Raw genomic sequence first — 15,446 nt, forward strand, 5'->3', positions numbered from 1 at the left:
TGAGTTCGGGCTTTGCGGCAGGGGCGTGAGTACGTCGGCTGTATTGATTGTCCACGCGTAACGGACGTATTTTCGCGGGGGCTTACCACGGGTGATACAGCTGATACGGTAGATACAGCTAAGTACATAGAATACGAAATACGATCGAGATGCCTGTCCACTTCGACGAATACGAGTCTTCGAACGCCGACATCGAGAGCGGGTCGAACGCTGGCCAAATTCTTCGGTTCTTGGCAAAGTCGCCCGAAACTGGCTACCGTCCGATGGAAATCTACGAAGCGCTCGGCCTCGCGCGGGGGAGCGTCGGCCCGACGCTCAAGCGACTGAAAGAGCGCGGACTGGTCCGACACAAGGAACCGTACTGGGCTATCGCCGTGAGTCCCAAAGAGGTCGCGCAATTGCTCCACGTAGACGACGCCTACGAGATGCTGAACGCGCGGTACGGCGAGGAGGACTTCGAGTCGGCGATGGAGAACGCCGTAGACCCCCGCGAAATGAGGGAGTGACGAAGATGGCTGTAGTCGGTGAGACGCCCTTCCAGCGAGGAGACGTAGTCTGGCACGAAGCCCCGTTCAAGGAAGCAACAGGCGACCCTTCGTCGTCGTCAGTGACGATTCGAGACCGTTCCACGGCGAGGAGTACACCGTAGTCGCGCTCACGACATCGCCGAAAGACGAGACGATACCGCTCGACTCCTCGGACTGGCTCTTCGGAGAGATGGACGAACAGTCCCACGCATCGCCGTGGTTCGCGTTTACCGTCAAGCACTCACGCATCGTCGCTCCGCAAGGAAGTCTCACGGAAGACGCGACGGACAGAATTGCGAGAGCCGCGGCCCGAAACTTCGGACTGCAAGCAGAGGGATAAGACCGGACTCCTCGCGCGGGCGTCTGTCTGTCAGAACGCCCCCGTCCCGAAGTACAGTCCGACCGCGACGAGCGCGACGCCGACCACCTGCACCAGTCGCCGCCACTTCCCCGCGACCGCGTCGTCGCCGTACTCGCCGCCCCGGCCGGGCGGCCGCCGACCTGCGGCGTGCATCCGGACGACCGTCTCCGGGGCCGCGAGGAAGAACAGTCCGAGGCCGACGCCCAGAACCGCCGCGAGGAGGGTTCGGAAATCCATCTCCGGGCTCCGGGGTTAGCTCCGCAGGCGCTCGATTCGCTTCTCGACCGGCGGGTGACTGGCGAACAGTCGCGCGAGGCCGGACCCCTCGCCGAAGATGCACAGGGCGCTGACCTCCGAGTCGATTTCGGACTCGCGGGCGCGCTCGCTCCCCGAGCTAATCTTTTCGAGGGCGCGAGCGAGCGGTTCGCCACTGCCGATTTCGGCGGCGGCGTCGCGGTCCGCGACGTACTCCCGGTAGCGCGAGATGGCGAAGACGAACACCATCACGAGCATCTGGGTGATCTGGCCGACGACCATCGCGAGGAAGAAGTCCGCGAGGTCGTTGTCGCCGGTCAGCAGGACGGCCCACTGCGCGACGATGGCGACGATGGAGGCGACGCCCTGCCCGAGGACCATCATCACCACGTCGCGATTCCGGATGTGGGCGAGTTCGTGGGCGAGGACGCCCTCTATCTCGTCGTCGTCGAGCATCTGGAGCAACTCCTCGGAGACGACGACGGTGCCCGCGCCCTTTCGCCCGACCGCGAAGGCGTTGGGCACGCCCATCCGGGCGACCATCAGTCGGGGCTTGTCGATACCCATGTCCTTCGACAGCGACTCGACGCGGCGGTGGATGGTGGGGAACCGGTCTTCGGGCATGTCTTCAGCGCCGACGCTCCGGAGCGCGGCCCACTTGCCGATTTTGTACTGGACGCCGACGAAGGCGAGGCTCCCGAGCGCGACGAGCCAAATCGGGACGCCGAACGCCCCCATCGCGACGACCGACGCGAGCGCGTAGAACGCGAACAACAGCGACCCGACGACCGCCATGCGCGCTTTCAGTCCGAGATGTCTCATGTGCGAATCGTGGACGGAGAAGACACTAATAAGCGATGGATACCCGAATATATAAACTATATTGAACCGCGGGAAAGAAGACGGCTTCGACCAGTCTTCGGTCCGGCCGTCGGTTCCCCCGAGGAGTCAGGGAGCAGGGTTACCCTACTGTGACTCCGTGTGGGTCAACCGTCGGTAGGTGTGATACAGCCCAACGAGGGCCGTCACCAATCCAACGAGTGCGGTCGCCAGTTCGACGACGACCGTCGCTCGCTGGAGGTTGACGATAGCACCGACGATGACAACCGGCCAAGGTTCGGTCATCGCATACCACTGCTTTAGACAGTGGTAAGAGTCAATTTCGACTAAATAACTAAAAGAGTTTATATTCTGGTGTGGAGTGGTGGGACTACCGTTACTCTCTACCCGCTACTGCAAACGACACTCGTCGCTCTCAACGGCAGTATCTCCGTCGAAAATATCCGCGGGTCACCGCATGCGGTGGCATACGATGACCGAACCTTGGCCACCTATCACTACTTTGGCGTTCGACAAAAACGTTTCCCAAACGAGAGGGTGTATTCGAACACGTTATAACTTCTCCTGAACGAATTACGAGTGAAGGCTGGACTCCCAGTCAGCGAGCTAGGAGCGTTTTCCAGACCACGGTTGCGCGCGGTGCTGCAACACCGCTCTTGATTTCTCTCTTTAGAAAACTTAGATAGTAGCCCTTGGAGCGGACGATGGAGTACCGAGAATAAGTCTGCGGAAATAGAAGACGGCTTCCCCCTACTCCGCGCCGTTCAGTTCGATATACCGCGCTTCGATGATGCGCTCGTCGGCCTCCAGCGCCTCCTTCGCCTCGTCGGGGACCTGCGCGTCGAGCGTGTAGACGGTCAGCGCCTCGTCGCCGTGGGCCTCGCGGGCGTTGAACATCCCTGCGATGTTGACCTCGTGGTCGCCCAAGACGGTTCCGATGAACCCGATGACGCCGGGCACGTCCTCGTTACGGGCGACCAGCATGTGGCCGTGCGGGATGGCGTCGATGCGGTAGTCGTCCACGCGGACGATGCGCGGGTCCTCGTCGGCGAACAGGGTCCCCTCGACGCTGATGGACTCGTCGTCGCCCGAGACCGTGACGCGAACGAGGCTCTGGAAGTCGTCGGTCTGGCGGGTCTTGGACTCGGTGACTTCGACGCCGCGCTCCTCGGCGATTTGGGGCGCGTTGACCGCGTTGACCTGCCATTCGAGCGGTTGGAACACGCCCTTCTGGGCGCTGGCGGTGACGAGTTCCACGTCCTCCTCGGCGATGTCGCCCTCGTAGTGGACCTCGATAGAGGAGATGCGTTCGTCCAGCAGTTGGGTCGCTATCTTGCCCGCGGTCTCGGCGAGACCGATGTACGGCTCGACGCGCGGGAACGCGCTCTCGTCGATGGACGGCGCGTTCAGGGCGTTGACGACCGGCTCCTCGGCGAAGGCCGCGACCACTTGGTCGGCCGTGCTGGTGGCGACGTTCTCTTGGGCGGCTTCGGTACTCGCACCGAGGTGGGGCGTGACGATGGCGTCCTCCACGTCGAGCAGGGGGTTGTCCGGCGAGACGGGTTCGTCGGCGAACACGTCCACCGCGGCACCCGATAGGACGCCCTCCTCGACCGCTTCGGCGAGGGCCTCCTCGTCCACGACGCCGCCGCGGGCGCAGTTGACGAGGTAGCCGCCTTCGAGTTGGGCGAGTTCCTCCTCGGCGATGAGGTTCTCGGTCTCGGGGGTCAGGGGCGTGTGGACCGTCAGGAAGTCCCCGCGTTCGAGACACTCGTCTAAGTCCACCAGCTCCGCGCCGAGTTGCTTGGCGCGGTCCTCGCTGATGTAGGGGTCGTAGGCCACGAGGTCCATCCCGAGCGAGTGGAGCTTCTTGGCGACCTCTTGGCCGACCCGGCCCAGTCCGACGATACCGAGGGTCTTGCCGTTGAGTTCGGTGCCGAGGTAGTCGCCCTTGGCCCACTCGCCGTCCTTGAGTCGGGCGTGGGCCTGCGGAATCGAGCGCGCGCTGGCGAACGCCATGGCGACGGTGTGTTCCGCGGCGGCCCGGACGTTGCCCTCCGGCGCGTTGGCGACGATGACGCCGTGTTCGGTCGCCGATTCGATGTCGATGTTGTCTACGCCGATACCCGCACGGCCGACGATGACGAGGTCGGACGCGGCCTCGAAGACCTCCTCGGTCACCTCGGTTCCCGACCGAACGATGAGACCGTTGGCGTCCGAGACAGCAGACAGAAGCGCGTCCCCTTCCACGTCGTAGGCAGTTTCGACTTCGTGACCCGCGTCTCGAAGCCGCTCTAAGCCTGCGTCGGCGATGGGGTCCGTTACGAGGACCTTCATGAATGTCCCCACTCGTGCCGCCGGGATAACCCTTTCCTCGCCCGTGTCTTTTGCCAGAAGTCGGCTTCGGAGGTTCGACGAACTACTTCCTGTCCGGCAGAGCGTGGTTGCTTCGGTATATCTTCGCCCAGTGTTCGGCGTTTCGCCCGGCGATTATCTCCGCCTCACGGAGGCTGAGCGTCCCGTCGAACCAGACGAGTTTGTTGCCACGAGGAATCGAATCGTCCGGCAAGAACTGATAGTCGATGTGACCCTCGCCGCCCTCGGTGTTGTCTATCGTCGCAATTTCGGCGTTCTCTTCGTCGGGTCGGTTTCCGGGGACTTGAAGGACGACGACCCACGTCTCGGCATCCTCGTGTCGGTCGAACTTTGGTACATCTCGTGGTCCCGGTTCAGTAAAGACGAGTCGTTTGACAGGGCGCTCAGCGTCAGAAACGCGAACGTGGCCGACGACGAGAGTTTGGACCCTCTGCATCTGAACTCACCAGCACGCGAATCGTCACTGCCGCAACTGCGCTTAGTCGATATAGTCACTTAATTCGTTCCATTTCAGCCGACAGACTTCTCTCTGAACGTTTCCCGAATCCATTTATGTTTGTAGATTCTAACAAAGGTTAGGGGAATACGATGTCCGAGACCAGAAAGTCACCGGAAGAATCCGCACCGAGACGCCCGACCGAGGAGGACGTACCACGCGAAGTCGAACGACGCGAGATGCTGGCAGACGCGCTGACGAGCGCGGGCCACGAAGACGTGTACGTCCTCGCCCGCGAGGACGCCCGCGAAGTGCTGGACGACCACCGCGAGGAGATACTCGACTACCTCCGAGACCACGACGTGGCGTCGGTGAGCGAACTCGCCGACGCGCTCGACAGAGATACCGGAAACGTCTCGCGCGACCTGACACTGCTCGCGGACTACGGTATCGTGAACGTGACGAGGGAGGGCCGGTCGAAGGTGCCCGAACTCGTCCACGAGTTCGTCGTGGTCGAACCGCTGTACTGACCGACACCATTTAACCCCCTCTCACCCGATATACGTTACGTGACCAGTCTCCTCCTCTATCTCGGCGTGGCGGTCGCCATCTTCGTCGGCTTCAACATCGGCGGGTCGAACACGGGCGTCGCGTTCGGCCCGGCGGTCGGGAGCGGAACCGTCTCGAAACTCGGTGCGGGCGTGTTGATGAGCTTCTTCTTTCTGTTGGGCGGGTGGACGCTCGGCCGCCGGGTCGTGGACACGCTCGGCAAGGACCTCGTGTCCGGGGACCCCTTCACGATGCGCGTGGCGGTCGTCGTCCTACTGTTCATCGGACTGGCACTGTTCGCCGGGAACGTCCTCGGCGTCCCGGCCTCCACGTCGATGACCGCGGTCGGGGCCATCGTCGGGTTAGGTCTCGCCATCGGCCAACTGAAGACGAACGCGGTCCTCGAAATCGTCGGCTGGTGGCTCGTCGCGCCCATCGTCGGCTTCTGGGTCAGCGCGATGGTCGGCCGGTACTGGTACGACGACTTGGACGACTACATCGACATCGACCAGAGCGAGGGACCGCTGGTGACGCTCGACCGGTCGGGCGGGCTTCCCGAACCGGAACTCGGGCCGGGGACCACGCGCCGCGAGTTCGGCGGCACGCTTCTGGTCGTCGGCATCGGCTGTTACATGGCGTTCTCGGCGGGCACGAGCAACGTGGCCAACGCGGTCGCGCCGCTGGTCGGCAACGGCGCGATTACGATGACGCAGGGCGTCCTGCTGGCGGCCGGGGCGACCGCAATCGGCGCGCTCACCATCGCGCGCCGGACCCTCGACACGGTGGGCAACGACCTCACCGACCTCCCGCTGGTCGCGGCGGTGGTCGTCGCGGTCGTGAGTTCCTCCATCGTGACGGTGCTGTCGGCGCTCTCCATCCCCGCGAGTTTCGTCGTCATCGCCACGATGAGCGTCGTCGGTCTCGGGTGGGGTCGCGCCACGGTCGCCGACCCGGTTCCCGACGCCCCGGAGGTCCCCGGCGCGAGCGTCGGCGTCCCCGGCGAGAGCGCCAGCATGCCCGGCGAGAGCGCCGGTCTGCCCGGCGAGGGCGCGACGCTCCCCGGCGGAAAAGCCGGTCCCACCCGCGAGACGACGGACGAAGACCGCGAAACCGGGGACGCAGACCTCGACCCCGACGCGGGCGCGGCCGCCGACGGCGACCCCTCCGCGGCCGAACTCTACCAGCCAGCGACGACCGCGAGAGTCGTCCTCTTGCAGAATCTCGTGCCGGGAATCGCGACGGTCGTCGCGTACGTCGTCTTCCGGTACGTGCCGATTCTGTGACCCGCCGCGCTCGCCGCCGAGGAGGGACCCGTCGCTCCGGGGGGTCGAAAATCGGTACGATTTAACGGCCGACGCGTCTTCGTATAGATGTGATTAGCGTACTTCTCCTCGTCGGTCTCGCGGTCGCGGTCTTCGTCGGCTTCAACATCGGTGGCTCGTCTACCGGCGTCGCGTTCGGTCCCGCGGTCGGGAGCGGCGTCCTGTCGAAACTCGGTGCCGCCGCGTTGATGGCGAGTTTCGCACTGCTCGGCGGGTGGACCGTCGGCCGGAACGTCGTCGAGACGATGGGCGGCCAAATCGTCCCCTCGGCGCTGTTCACGCTTCCCGCGAGCGTGGGCGTCCTGTTCTTCGTCGGACTGGCGTTGCTGGTCTCGAACCTGTTCGGCGTCCCCGCCTCCACCTCGATGACCGCCGTGGGTGCCATCGCCGGACTGGGCGTCGCGGCCGGGGACATCGACTGGGGCGTGATGGGCCAAATCGTCTCGTGGTGGCTCGTCGCCCCCATCGTCGCGTTCTGGGTCTGCGCGGTCATCGGACGGTATCTCTACCCGTATCTCGACGTGTGGTTCCGCATCGACCGGTCGGACGGCCCGCTCTTGGAGTACAACCGCGTCGGGTCGGTCCCCTACCCTGTTCCGAGCGCGACGACGAATCGCCGCGAGTTGGTCAGCAGCGTCCTCGTGGTCGTCATCGGCTGTTACATGGCCTTCTCCGCGGGCGCGAGCAACGTGGCGAACGCGGTCGCTCCTCTCGTGGGGAGCGGCGAGTTGCAAATCAATCAAGGCATCCTGCTCGCGGCGGGTGCCATCGCACTCGGCGCGTTCACCATCGCGCGCCGGACTCTCGATACCGTGGGCAACGACCTCACCGACCTACCCCTGCTGGCCGCGCTCATCGTCGAAGTCGTCTCGGCGTCGCTCATCACGTTCCTCTCGTATCTCGGCATTCCGGCGAGCCTCGCCGTGAGCGCGACGATGTGCATCATCGGTCTCGGGTGGGGCCGGGCGACCCGCGCCGTCAGAGTTCGGGACGCCGCGGCCGCGGCGGTCAAAGGAGACGGCGAGGAGCGCGCCGAGTCGGGCGAGGGCGAGTCGAAGATGTCGGTGGACGCGCTGACCGCCGAACCCGAGGACGAAGTGCAGAAGATCGGCGAGGAGGACCCCGACGAACTCCAGACCAAGGACCTGTTCGACCCGGCCTCGACCGGCCGCGTCATCATGCTCTGGATTCTGACGCCGAGCATCTCGGCGGTGGCGTCGTTCCTCCTGTTCGAGTTCTTCCCGATTTATCGCTAACGTCGGGGCTCCTCGGGGGAAAACAATAACTACTAACCATGTCGCGGCCGAACCTTCGTCTTGATGCCAACCGTAGAATACCTCAACTACGAAGTGCTGGACGACCAGGGCTGGGACATGGACGACGACGACCTCTTCGAGCAGGCCGCCGACGCGGACCTCGGCGACGAGGACTACGGCAGCCTCGACGTGGCCGAAGGGGAGTACATCCTCGAAGCCGCCGAGGCGCAGGGCTACGACTGGCCCTTCTCGTGCCGCGCCGGTGCCTGTGCGAACTGCGCCGCCATCGTCAAAGAGGGCGAAATCGACATGGACATGCAGCAGATTCTCTCCGACGAGGAGGTCGAAGACAAGAACGTCCGTCTGACCTGCATCGGTAGCGCGGCTACCGACGAGGTCAAGATCGTCTACAACGCCAAGCACCTCGACTACCTCCAGAACCGCGTCATATAGACCGTTCCGGATTTTCCGGGTTCGATTTTTTCGCGTCCCGACGCCACGTAGCGGTAGCTCTACGGACGGCACTTTTACCCGCGTCGCTGACCTCACTGTAGCCGATGACCGCCGACTCCGACCCCGACGGTTCGGCTCGTCGGATGCGAGACAGTTTTCGCGTCTGGAACGTCGATACGGTCGAACGCGAGGTCGTCCTCCGAAGTTCCGACGACCAGTACGTCTCGGTCCCACTTCCCGAGGAGAACGCGGCCGCGTTCGGGCGACTGGCGGACTCGTCGGGGACCGTGGACGCGACGTTGGTGGAAAGCCGAGGAGCAGGTGGGTCGTGGCGGGTCGAGGAGATTCACGGAATCGACGATAACGAATGACTGAAAGAAACGAAATCAACGGGCTGGATGCTTCGAGCGACGGTCGAAGTGAAGAACGAATCAGTCGAGTAGCCGCTTTACGAACCGGTAGAGCGAAGGTGCCTTCCACTCGGTGACGCCGTTCGATTGCACGTGAGCGTCTTCCGTGTCAGGCGCGGGTTGTTCTGTAGCGGCCATTCCTATCGGAACGTTTCTACTCCCGACGTTATAAAATAGGTCGTTTGAAAACGGTATCCCCCGCGCTCTACCCCTCCTACATTTATATACGATGACGAAACAAACCTCGCTCACGGAGAACTACTCGCCGTGCCAGTACTCGACGCTTCGATACCCGACCTGCTGCGACTCGTCGTCGTCCCCGTCTTCGGGTGGGCGGCGTGGCGAGACGTGAAGACCCGCCGGATTCCCAACCGAACGTGGTACCCCCTCGCCGCGCTCGCGGTCGTCCTGCTGGCAGTGGAGGGCTGGCAGGCGTGGACCGGCACCGCCTACGAGACCCGCGCGTTCGCGCTTCGGGCCGCCATCAGCCTCGGCTTCGTCGCGCCCCTCGTGATTGCCTTCTGGTGGTTCCGAGCGTTCGGCGGCGCGGACGCGAAGGCCTTCCTCGTCGTCGCCGCGCTGTTCCCGACGTTCCCGACCTACGAGGCGTTCGGGTGGGTCCTTCCCCACCAGCAGACGACCGTCGGCGTGTTCTCGCTGACGATTCTGACGAACACCGTCCTGCTCGGCGCACTCTACCCCCTCGCGGTCTTCGCTCGGAACGCGGTCGCGGGGCGGTTCTCCTCGGTGATGGTCGTCGGCAAGCCGGTGTCGTGGGATGCGGTGCCCGACGAACACGGCCGCCTGCTGGAGACGCCCGAGGGCGTGACTCGCAACGGCGCGGACTTGGACGCGGTGCGGATGTACCTCCGCTGGCGCGGCCTGACGCTGGCGGAGTTGCGTGAGCGCGCCGACCACTTCCGGGACCCCGCGACCTTGCCCGCCGAACCGAATCAGCCGGGCGACGGCTCGACCGTCGTCGCTCAAACCGACGGCGGTGCGGTCGCGGAGGCAGTTCCAGAGGCGGACGCGCCCGACGACGACCCGTGGGGCGCGGCCGCGTTCTTGGACGACATCGACCACGGCGCGTACGGCACGACGCCAGCGGGCCTGCGCGACGGTCTCGACGTGCTGACCGCCGAAGACGAGGTGTGGGTCTCGCCGGGCATTCCGTTCGTCGTCCCGCTATTCGTCGGAACCGTGGTGGCGATGACCTACGGCGACCTGCTGTTCGGGGCGCTGTCGGCGGTCGGACTGGCGTAGCGTCCTCGTTCGGGTTCGGAGTCGAAGTTCGGCCGCGACCGGGGAGTACGCTGGGCGTCGAGAGCGAGGTCCGATTCGAGGAGTACCGTCCGGTCGCTAGGAAACGCCACCTTCGAAACGACGTGAGAGTCCGAAAGAACGGTACGTATTCGTTTCGAGTGACTATAGCATCGTTTCGGGTCTCGAAGAACCGTCGAGTCGGCGTCCGCGAGCGAAAGACGGGCGAGGAGGTTACTCGTCGCCCTGCGTTCCGGCGACGTAGCCGGTGACGTTACCGACGTTCATCGCCACCGCCAGCACGATTGCGATGACGAAGACGATGAACGACGAGATGGCGTTCATCTTCGGTGCCGTCCCGTACTTTATCATCGAGTACATCGAGGTCGTCAGCACGTCCATCGTCCCCTTCACGAAGTACGCGCGGATGAAGTCCTCGAACGACCGAATCCACGCGAACAGGAACCCCGCGCCGATGGCCGGGGCCACGATGGGGAGCGTGATGTCCCAGAAGGTGGTGAGCGGGTCGGCCCCGAGGTCGCGGGCGGCCTCCTCCAGCGACTCGTCGAACGTGTAGAGTCTCGCGGTGACCATCAACAGCACGAACGGGAAGCCGTAGACGCTGTGGGTCAGCACGACTGTCAGGAAACCGGGCGTGATGCCCAGTAGCGTCCGGAAGTAGATGAGCAGCGCGATGCCCAACACGACTCCCGGAATCACCATCGGCAGGATGCCGAACGTCCGGTAGAGTTCCTTGAACGGGAAGTCGTACCGAGCGAGCGCGAAACTCGCCAACACGCCCAGCACCGTGGCGATGGACGCCGACAGCGTCGCGATTTGAATACTGTTGAACAGCGAGGACATGAGCGCCTCGTCGGCGAACGTCGCGGCGTAGTGGGCCAGCGTGAACCCCCGGAACGGGAAGAACGTGCTGGCGTTGACCGCGAACGAGAGGAACATCATGACGAGGAGCGGAATCCAGAGGAACACCAACAGCGCGCCCGCGACGGTCCACAGGCCGCGACTCAGGAGCCACTCCTTGGCGTCGTAGTCGAGTCGGAGCGACCGCCCCGTCGTCTCCGTCGGGTCGTCGGTCGAGGTACCGGTCTCGGTCGCCATCTCAGGCACCTCCCAAGTCCTCGATGCTGACGTAGCGGAACGCGACCGCGAACGCGATTACGATGCTCATCACGATGAACATCGACGCGGCGCTCCCGTACCCGATGGCGTACAGCGAGTTGATTCGCTCCTCGATGAGTTGGCCTATCATCAGCACTTTCCCCTGCCCGAGGAACCGCGGCGTGATGAACGCCCCCAACGCGGGCACGAACACGAACAGACTCCCGCTTATCATGCCCGGAAGCACGAGCGGAACGATGATGTCGCGGAGCGACTCGGAGCGACTCGCACCGAGGTCGCGGGCCGCCTCGACCAGCGAGAAGTCCAACCCGTCGAGGCTGGCGTACAGCGACAACAGCATGTACGGGAAGTACGCGTGAGTCAGCCCCACGATGATAGCCGGGACGCCGTAGTTGAACAGCCCGACCGGCCCGCTGACGATGCCGATCTTCACGAGCGCGCTGTTGATGACCCCGCTCGGGCCGAACATCAGATACCACGAGTACGCCCGCACGAGGTACATCGTGAAGAACGGCAACAACACGAGGAAGATGACGACCTTGAACGTGGTGCCGCCGCGCCGCGCCAGCAGGTACGCGAGCGGAAACGCCAGCGTCAGGCACAGCACCGTCGTCACCGCCGCGATGAAGTACGACAGCAACAGCGAGTCGAAGAACGCGGTCTTCCAGAACGGACCGTCGCCAGCCAGCAACTGGCCGTAGTTCTCCATCGTCGGTTGCCAGACGATCTGGTAGGCGTCGTTGACGTTCAGGAAGCTGACCGTGACCATGAACGTCAGCGGTGCGAGCAACAGCAAGAGGAGCCATATCAGGCCGGGCGTCGTGGTGAGCGCGAGCTGGCTCTGCCGGGAGACGAACCGCCCGACCAGCCGCTCTCGGAGCGATTCCGACCGACTGGGTGTATCGACAGACATAGCGTGGCGATCAGGCCGTCTTTATCTCTTCCCACGCCTTGATCCACGCGTCCTCCTTCTCGACCGCCTTGAACGGAATCATGTTTTCGAGCCGGGAGGGGTCGATGGAGCCGAACATCTCGTTTTGCTCGTCCGAGAGGTGGTCTTGGGTCTTCGGGTTGACGCTCGGCGAGTAGCCGACCTTCGCCAACTTCGCGCCGAGTTTCGGGGCGATGAACTCGTTGACGACCTGCCACGCCTTCTCCTTGTTGCTGGAGGCCTTCGAGACCACCGCGGACTCGAACCACGCCAGCGACCCTTCCTTCGGGGCGGCCATCTCGGGCCAGTCGTCGCCGTTGGTCCACATCTCGACGATCTCGTTCCGTCCGGACTGGCCGATGACGAAGTTGCCCTGCCGGAGCGACTTGATGTAGGTCGGGTCCGCCGCGATGTACCCCTGCAACATCGGCTTCTGGTCGATCATCGTCTGCTTGACCTCCTCGATTTGCTTCTCGGAGAGGGTGACCTTCCCGCCCTCGAAGGCGTCCCGGTAGCCCAGATAGAGCGCCGCCGCGCTCATCGCCTTGAAGTGGTTGTCGTACATGATGATCTGCCCGCTGTACTCGTCGTCGAACAACTTCGCGTAGGTGGGTTCGTGGTCGTCGACCTTCCGGGAGTCGTACGAGTAGCCGTACCAGCCGAACCGAATCGGGACGCCGTACATCTCTCCGCCGCTGGTGAACTGGTTGTCGGCGAACCCTTTGAACACGTCGTAGGTGGAACTGTAGTTCGACACCACGTCCTTCGGAACCGAATCGACCAGTCCCGCCTCCATCATCTTCGGGACGTAGTTGTTGTTCGGCACCGCGATGTCGTACTGTTCGTTCTGGCCCGAGTTCCACGACGAGAACATCTTCGAGGAGGACGTGGACTTGGTGAACTTCACGTTCACGTCGAGTCGGCTCTCGATGTCCGACTTGAGGTCGGCGTACTCCTCCCACGTCAGGATGTTGATGGTCGGGGTGCCGCTCCCGCCGCCGAAGCTTCCGATACAGCCAGCGGTCAGTCCGACGGTACCCGCCGCACCGGTCGCCTTGAGGAACGTCCGGCGGTCGTTGCGATGCTCGTTCGTCGTCTCCGATTTCTCGGCCTGCTCGGTTCGGCTACTTGGCATGTCATATCACCACATAGAGCTACGACTTAATTCTTACGTCGAAAATCTATAGGGGTATTCGGTATTTCGCACAGAATTAGGGTTCGTAAGTAAAATTTAGTATTAATATATTGGACAAATTACTGGATTACTGTCTTGACCGAAACTGTTTATGTGGAGCAGTTTGCAAGCCACTGGTATGGCAACCGGTAACGAGTCGCTGATACGATTGGACGGGGTGCGCAAGGAGTTCGGCGACGTGACCGCGGTCGAGTCGGTGGATCTGACGGTGAGGCGCGGCGAGTTCTTCTCGCTGGTCGGGCCGTCCGGGTGCGGGAAGACGACTACTCTCCGGATGATAAGCGGGTTCGAGACCCCCACGGAGGGACGGGTCGTCCTCGACGGACACGACATGCAGGGCGTGCCGCCGGACGCCCGCGACAGCAACCTCGTCTTCCAGCATCACTCGCTGTTTCCCCACATGAGCGTTGGCGAGAACGTCGCGTACGGACTCGAAAAGTCCGGCGTCGATACCGGCGAGCGCGAGGAGTACGTCGAGGAGTACCTCGAACTCGTGGACCTCGACGGCTACGAGGAGCGCAATCCGGGCGACCTCTCGGGGGGCCAGCAACAGCGCGTCGCGCTGGCCCGCGCGCTCGTCAACGAACCGAGCGTCCTGCTGTTCGACGAGCCACTGGCCTCGCTCGACCGCAAACTCCGCAAGCAGATGCAGGTCGAGTTACGCAAGATTCACGAGAAAACGCAGGGCGCGTTCTTCTACGTCACCCACGACCAAGAGGTCGCGATGACCCTCAGCGACCGCCTCGCGGTGATGAACGAGGGCCAAATCGAGCAGGTCGGCCCGCCCGAGGAGATCTACCGGAATCCGGCGAGTCCGTTCGTCGCGGACTTCATCGGCGACACCAACCTCTTCGACGGTCGCGCGCGCACCGAGGACGGCCGCACGGCCGTCGAAGTCGGTAACGGCGACGGGTTCTCGTTCACCTCCTCGAAGGAGGTGCGCGAGGGGGACGTGACGGTCTCCATCCGGCCGGAGGACTTCTCGCTCGTGGAAAACGGCGGCGCTACCTTCGAGGGCGAAATCGTCGAGCGGTACTTCCAAGGCGACCAGACCAACTACATCGTGGACACCGGCGCGGAGGACCTCTCTGAGGTGCAGGTGGTCATGCAGGGCCGGGACACGCCCGTCTCGCGCGGTGAGCGCGCGTCGTTCGCCGTCGAGGAGGACGCACCGGTCGTCTTCGAGGCGTAGCGGCGAAAAAGCAGCGGCGGGACCCTACTCGTCGTCGCCGTCGGTCCCCGCGACCATCCCCGTCACGTTACCGACGTTCATCGCCACCGCCAGCACGATTGCGATGATGAAGACGATGAACGAGGAAATCGCGTTCATCTTCGGTGCCGTCCCGTACTTTATCATCGAGAACATCGAGGTCGTCAGCACGTCCATCGTCCCGCGGACGAAGAACGCCCGGATGAAGTCCTCGAACGACCGAATCCACGCGAACAGGAACCCCGCGCCGATTGCTGGCGCGACGATGGGCAACGTCACGTCTCTGAACACCGTCAGCGGGTCCGCGCCCAAGTCGCGGGCGGCCTCCTCCAGCGACTCGTCGAACGTGTAGAGCCGCGAGGTCACGATGAGGAGGACGAACGGGAGTCCGTACACGCTGTGGGTCAACACGACCGTCCAGAACCCCGGAACGATGGTGATGCCGAACAGTTGCGGCAGCAGCGTCCGGAAGTAGATGAGCAGCGCGATGCCCAACACGACCCCCGGAATCACCATCGGCAGGATGCCGAAGGTTCGATACGTCTCCTTCAGCGGGAAGGAGTACCGCGCCAGCGCGAAACTGGCGAGGACGCCGAACACCGTGGCGATGGAGGCCGCGATGGTGGCGACCTGCACGCTGTGCCACAGCGAAGTCATCAGCGCGCCGTCGGCGAACGTCGCGGCGTAGTGGGCCAGCGTGAACCCCCGGAACGGGAAGAACGTGCTGGCGTTGACCGCGAACGAGAGGAGTATCATCACCGCGAGCGGAATCCAGAGGAACACGAGGAGCGCGCCCGCGATGACGTACAGGCCCCGCCCGAGGAGCCACTCCTTGCGCTCGTGGTCGAGGAGTCGCGTGCCGGTGTCCTGCTGGCTCACCGTCCCGCGGTCCGTCTCGGTGCCCGAATCGGTCTCGGTCGCCATC

18 protein-coding genes are annotated in these 15,446 nt (G+C 63.8%); 10 read left to right on the forward strand and 8 right to left on the reverse strand.

Annotation, left to right across the window (positions count from 1 at the left end; translation table 11 throughout):
* Positions 1–149 precede the first annotated feature (149 nt).
* Both EPL00_RS16450 and EPL00_RS24185 read left to right on the forward strand, forming a co-directional pair.
* A complete protein-coding gene (locus tag EPL00_RS16450; RefSeq protein WP_135853352.1) occupies positions 150–506 on the forward strand; it encodes a MarR family transcriptional regulator in 357 nt (118 codons plus the stop codon).
* A 49-nt stretch (positions 507–555) separates the two neighbouring features.
* Positions 556–867, forward strand: a complete 312-nt coding sequence (locus EPL00_RS24185; protein ID WP_135853839.1) for a type II toxin-antitoxin system PemK/MazF family toxin — start codon at positions 556–558, stop codon at positions 865–867.
* Between the two features lie 30 nt (positions 868–897).
* On the opposite strand, the gene EPL00_RS16460 is transcribed toward EPL00_RS24185, so the two are convergent.
* From EPL00_RS16460 to serA, 4 genes are all read right to left on the reverse strand, one after another.
* Positions 898–1,125: a hypothetical protein gene (locus EPL00_RS16460; RefSeq protein ID WP_135853351.1), complete on the reverse strand. Its 228-nt coding sequence runs from the start codon at positions 1,123–1,125 to the stop codon at positions 898–900.
* A gap of 15 nt (positions 1,126–1,140) precedes the next feature.
* On the reverse strand, positions 1,141–1,965 hold the full coding sequence (locus EPL00_RS16465; RefSeq protein WP_135853350.1) for a M48 family metallopeptidase: 825 nt from the start codon (positions 1,963–1,965) through the stop codon (positions 1,141–1,143).
* 144 nt (positions 1,966–2,109) lie between these two features.
* Complete coding sequence (locus tag EPL00_RS16470; RefSeq protein ID WP_162224247.1) at positions 2,110–2,268, reverse strand: hypothetical protein; 159 nt, start codon at positions 2,266–2,268, stop codon at positions 2,110–2,112.
* Between the two features lie 465 nt (positions 2,269–2,733).
* On the reverse strand, positions 2,734–4,320 hold the full coding sequence (serA, locus tag EPL00_RS16475) for a phosphoglycerate dehydrogenase (protein WP_135853349.1): 1,587 nt from the start codon (positions 4,318–4,320) through the stop codon (positions 2,734–2,736).
* Here serA and EPL00_RS16480 point away from each other — a divergent pair.
* The 7 genes from EPL00_RS16480 (at position 4,319) to EPL00_RS16510 (ending at position 10,048) form a co-directional block, all read left to right on the forward strand.
* Positions 4,319–4,858, forward strand: a complete 540-nt coding sequence (locus EPL00_RS16480) for a hypothetical protein (RefSeq protein WP_135853348.1) — start codon at positions 4,319–4,321, stop codon at positions 4,856–4,858. The two genes, serA and EPL00_RS16480, sit on opposite strands and share 2 nt — an antisense overlap.
* Positions 4,859–4,947: 89 nt before the next feature.
* Complete coding sequence (locus EPL00_RS16485; protein WP_202932670.1) at positions 4,948–5,325, forward strand: HVO_A0114 family putative DNA-binding protein; 378 nt, start codon at positions 4,948–4,950, stop codon at positions 5,323–5,325.
* A 39-nt stretch (positions 5,326–5,364) separates the two neighbouring features.
* On the forward strand, positions 5,365–6,627 hold the full coding sequence (locus EPL00_RS16490) for an inorganic phosphate transporter (protein WP_135853347.1): 1,263 nt from the start codon (positions 5,365–5,367) through the stop codon (positions 6,625–6,627).
* 89 nt (positions 6,628–6,716) lie between these two features.
* Positions 6,717–7,922: an inorganic phosphate transporter gene (locus tag EPL00_RS16495; protein ID WP_135853346.1), complete on the forward strand. Its 1,206-nt coding sequence runs from the start codon at positions 6,717–6,719 to the stop codon at positions 7,920–7,922.
* Between the two features lie 63 nt (positions 7,923–7,985).
* On the forward strand, positions 7,986–8,375 hold the full coding sequence (gene fer / locus EPL00_RS16500) for a ferredoxin Fer (RefSeq protein ID WP_135823514.1): 390 nt from the start codon (positions 7,986–7,988) through the stop codon (positions 8,373–8,375).
* Between the two features lie 104 nt (positions 8,376–8,479).
* Positions 8,480–8,746, forward strand: coding sequence for a hypothetical protein (locus EPL00_RS16505; RefSeq protein WP_135853345.1), 267 nt, complete (start codon positions 8,480–8,482; stop codon positions 8,744–8,746).
* A 306-nt stretch (positions 8,747–9,052) separates the two neighbouring features.
* On the forward strand, positions 9,053–10,048 hold the full coding sequence (locus tag EPL00_RS16510; RefSeq protein WP_135853344.1) for an A24 family peptidase: 996 nt from the start codon (positions 9,053–9,055) through the stop codon (positions 10,046–10,048).
* A gap of 231 nt (positions 10,049–10,279) precedes the next feature.
* Here EPL00_RS16510 and EPL00_RS16515 read toward each other — a convergent pair whose 3' ends face one another.
* From EPL00_RS16515 to EPL00_RS16525, 3 genes are read right to left on the reverse strand one after another with little or no spacing between them, the layout of a single operon-like run.
* Entirely contained in the window at positions 10,280–11,164 is an 885-nt protein-coding gene (locus tag EPL00_RS16515) for an ABC transporter permease (RefSeq protein WP_135853343.1), read from the reverse strand.
* Position 11,165: 1 nt separating this feature from the next.
* The gene (locus tag EPL00_RS16520) at positions 11,166–12,098 is read right to left on the reverse strand and encodes an ABC transporter permease (RefSeq protein ID WP_135853342.1); all 933 of its coding nucleotides are present in this window, start codon (positions 12,096–12,098) and stop codon (positions 11,166–11,168) included.
* A gap of 10 nt (positions 12,099–12,108) precedes the next feature.
* Positions 12,109–13,251, reverse strand: coding sequence for an ABC transporter substrate-binding protein (locus EPL00_RS16525; RefSeq protein ID WP_135853341.1), 1,143 nt, complete (start codon positions 13,249–13,251; stop codon positions 12,109–12,111).
* Between the two features lie 178 nt (positions 13,252–13,429).
* On the opposite strand from EPL00_RS16525, the gene EPL00_RS16530 reads away from it, so the two are divergent.
* Positions 13,430–14,503, forward strand: coding sequence for an ABC transporter ATP-binding protein (locus EPL00_RS16530; RefSeq protein ID WP_135853340.1), 1,074 nt, complete (start codon positions 13,430–13,432; stop codon positions 14,501–14,503).
* A gap of 24 nt (positions 14,504–14,527) precedes the next feature.
* Here EPL00_RS16530 and EPL00_RS16535 read toward each other — a convergent pair whose 3' ends face one another.
* The gene (locus EPL00_RS16535; protein ID WP_135853339.1) at positions 14,528–15,445 is read right to left on the reverse strand and encodes an ABC transporter permease; all 918 of its coding nucleotides are present in this window, start codon (positions 15,443–15,445) and stop codon (positions 14,528–14,530) included.
* Position 15,446 lies beyond the last annotated feature (1 nt).

This window comes from Halorussus salinus, assembly GCF_004765815.2.
GTDB classification, from domain to species: Archaea; Halobacteriota; Halobacteria; order Halobacteriales; family Haladaptataceae; genus Halorussus; species Halorussus salinus.

Excerpts from the sequence above, each read along its gene's own strand:
- EPL00_RS16450 (WP_135853352.1), top strand. The coding sequence starts at position 150 with ATGCCTGTCCACTTCGACGAATACGAGTCTTCGAACGCCGACATCGAG.
- EPL00_RS16460 (WP_135853351.1), bottom strand. The coding sequence starts at position 1,125 with ATGGATTTCCGAACCCTCCTCGCGGCGGTTCTGGGCGTCGGCCTCGGA.
- EPL00_RS16465 (WP_135853350.1), bottom strand. The coding sequence starts at position 1,965 with ATGAGACATCTCGGACTGAAAGCGCGCATGGCGGTCGTCGGGTCGCTG.
- EPL00_RS16470 (WP_162224247.1), bottom strand. The coding sequence starts at position 2,268 with ATGACCGAACCTTGGCCGGTTGTCATCGTCGGTGCTATCGTCAACCTC.
- EPL00_RS16480 (WP_135853348.1), top strand. The coding sequence starts at position 4,319 with ATGAATGTCCCCACTCGTGCCGCCGGGATAACCCTTTCCTCGCCCGTG.
- serA (WP_135853349.1), bottom strand. The coding sequence starts at position 4,320 with ATGAAGGTCCTCGTAACGGACCCCATCGCCGACGCAGGCTTAGAGCGG.
- EPL00_RS16485 (WP_202932670.1), top strand. The coding sequence starts at position 4,948 with ATGTCCGAGACCAGAAAGTCACCGGAAGAATCCGCACCGAGACGCCCG.
- fer (WP_135823514.1), top strand. The coding sequence starts at position 7,986 with ATGCCAACCGTAGAATACCTCAACTACGAAGTGCTGGACGACCAGGGC.
- EPL00_RS16505 (WP_135853345.1), top strand. The coding sequence starts at position 8,480 with ATGACCGCCGACTCCGACCCCGACGGTTCGGCTCGTCGGATGCGAGAC.
- EPL00_RS16515 (WP_135853343.1), bottom strand. The coding sequence starts at position 11,164 with ATGGCGACCGAGACCGGTACCTCGACCGACGACCCGACGGAGACGACG.
- EPL00_RS16520 (WP_135853342.1), bottom strand. The coding sequence starts at position 12,098 with ATGTCTGTCGATACACCCAGTCGGTCGGAATCGCTCCGAGAGCGGCTG.
- EPL00_RS16525 (WP_135853341.1), bottom strand. The coding sequence starts at position 13,251 with ATGCCAAGTAGCCGAACCGAGCAGGCCGAGAAATCGGAGACGACGAAC.
- EPL00_RS16530 (WP_135853340.1), top strand. The coding sequence starts at position 13,430 with ATGGCAACCGGTAACGAGTCGCTGATACGATTGGACGGGGTGCGCAAG.
- EPL00_RS16535 (WP_135853339.1), bottom strand. The coding sequence starts at position 15,445 with ATGGCGACCGAGACCGATTCGGGCACCGAGACGGACCGCGGGACGGTG.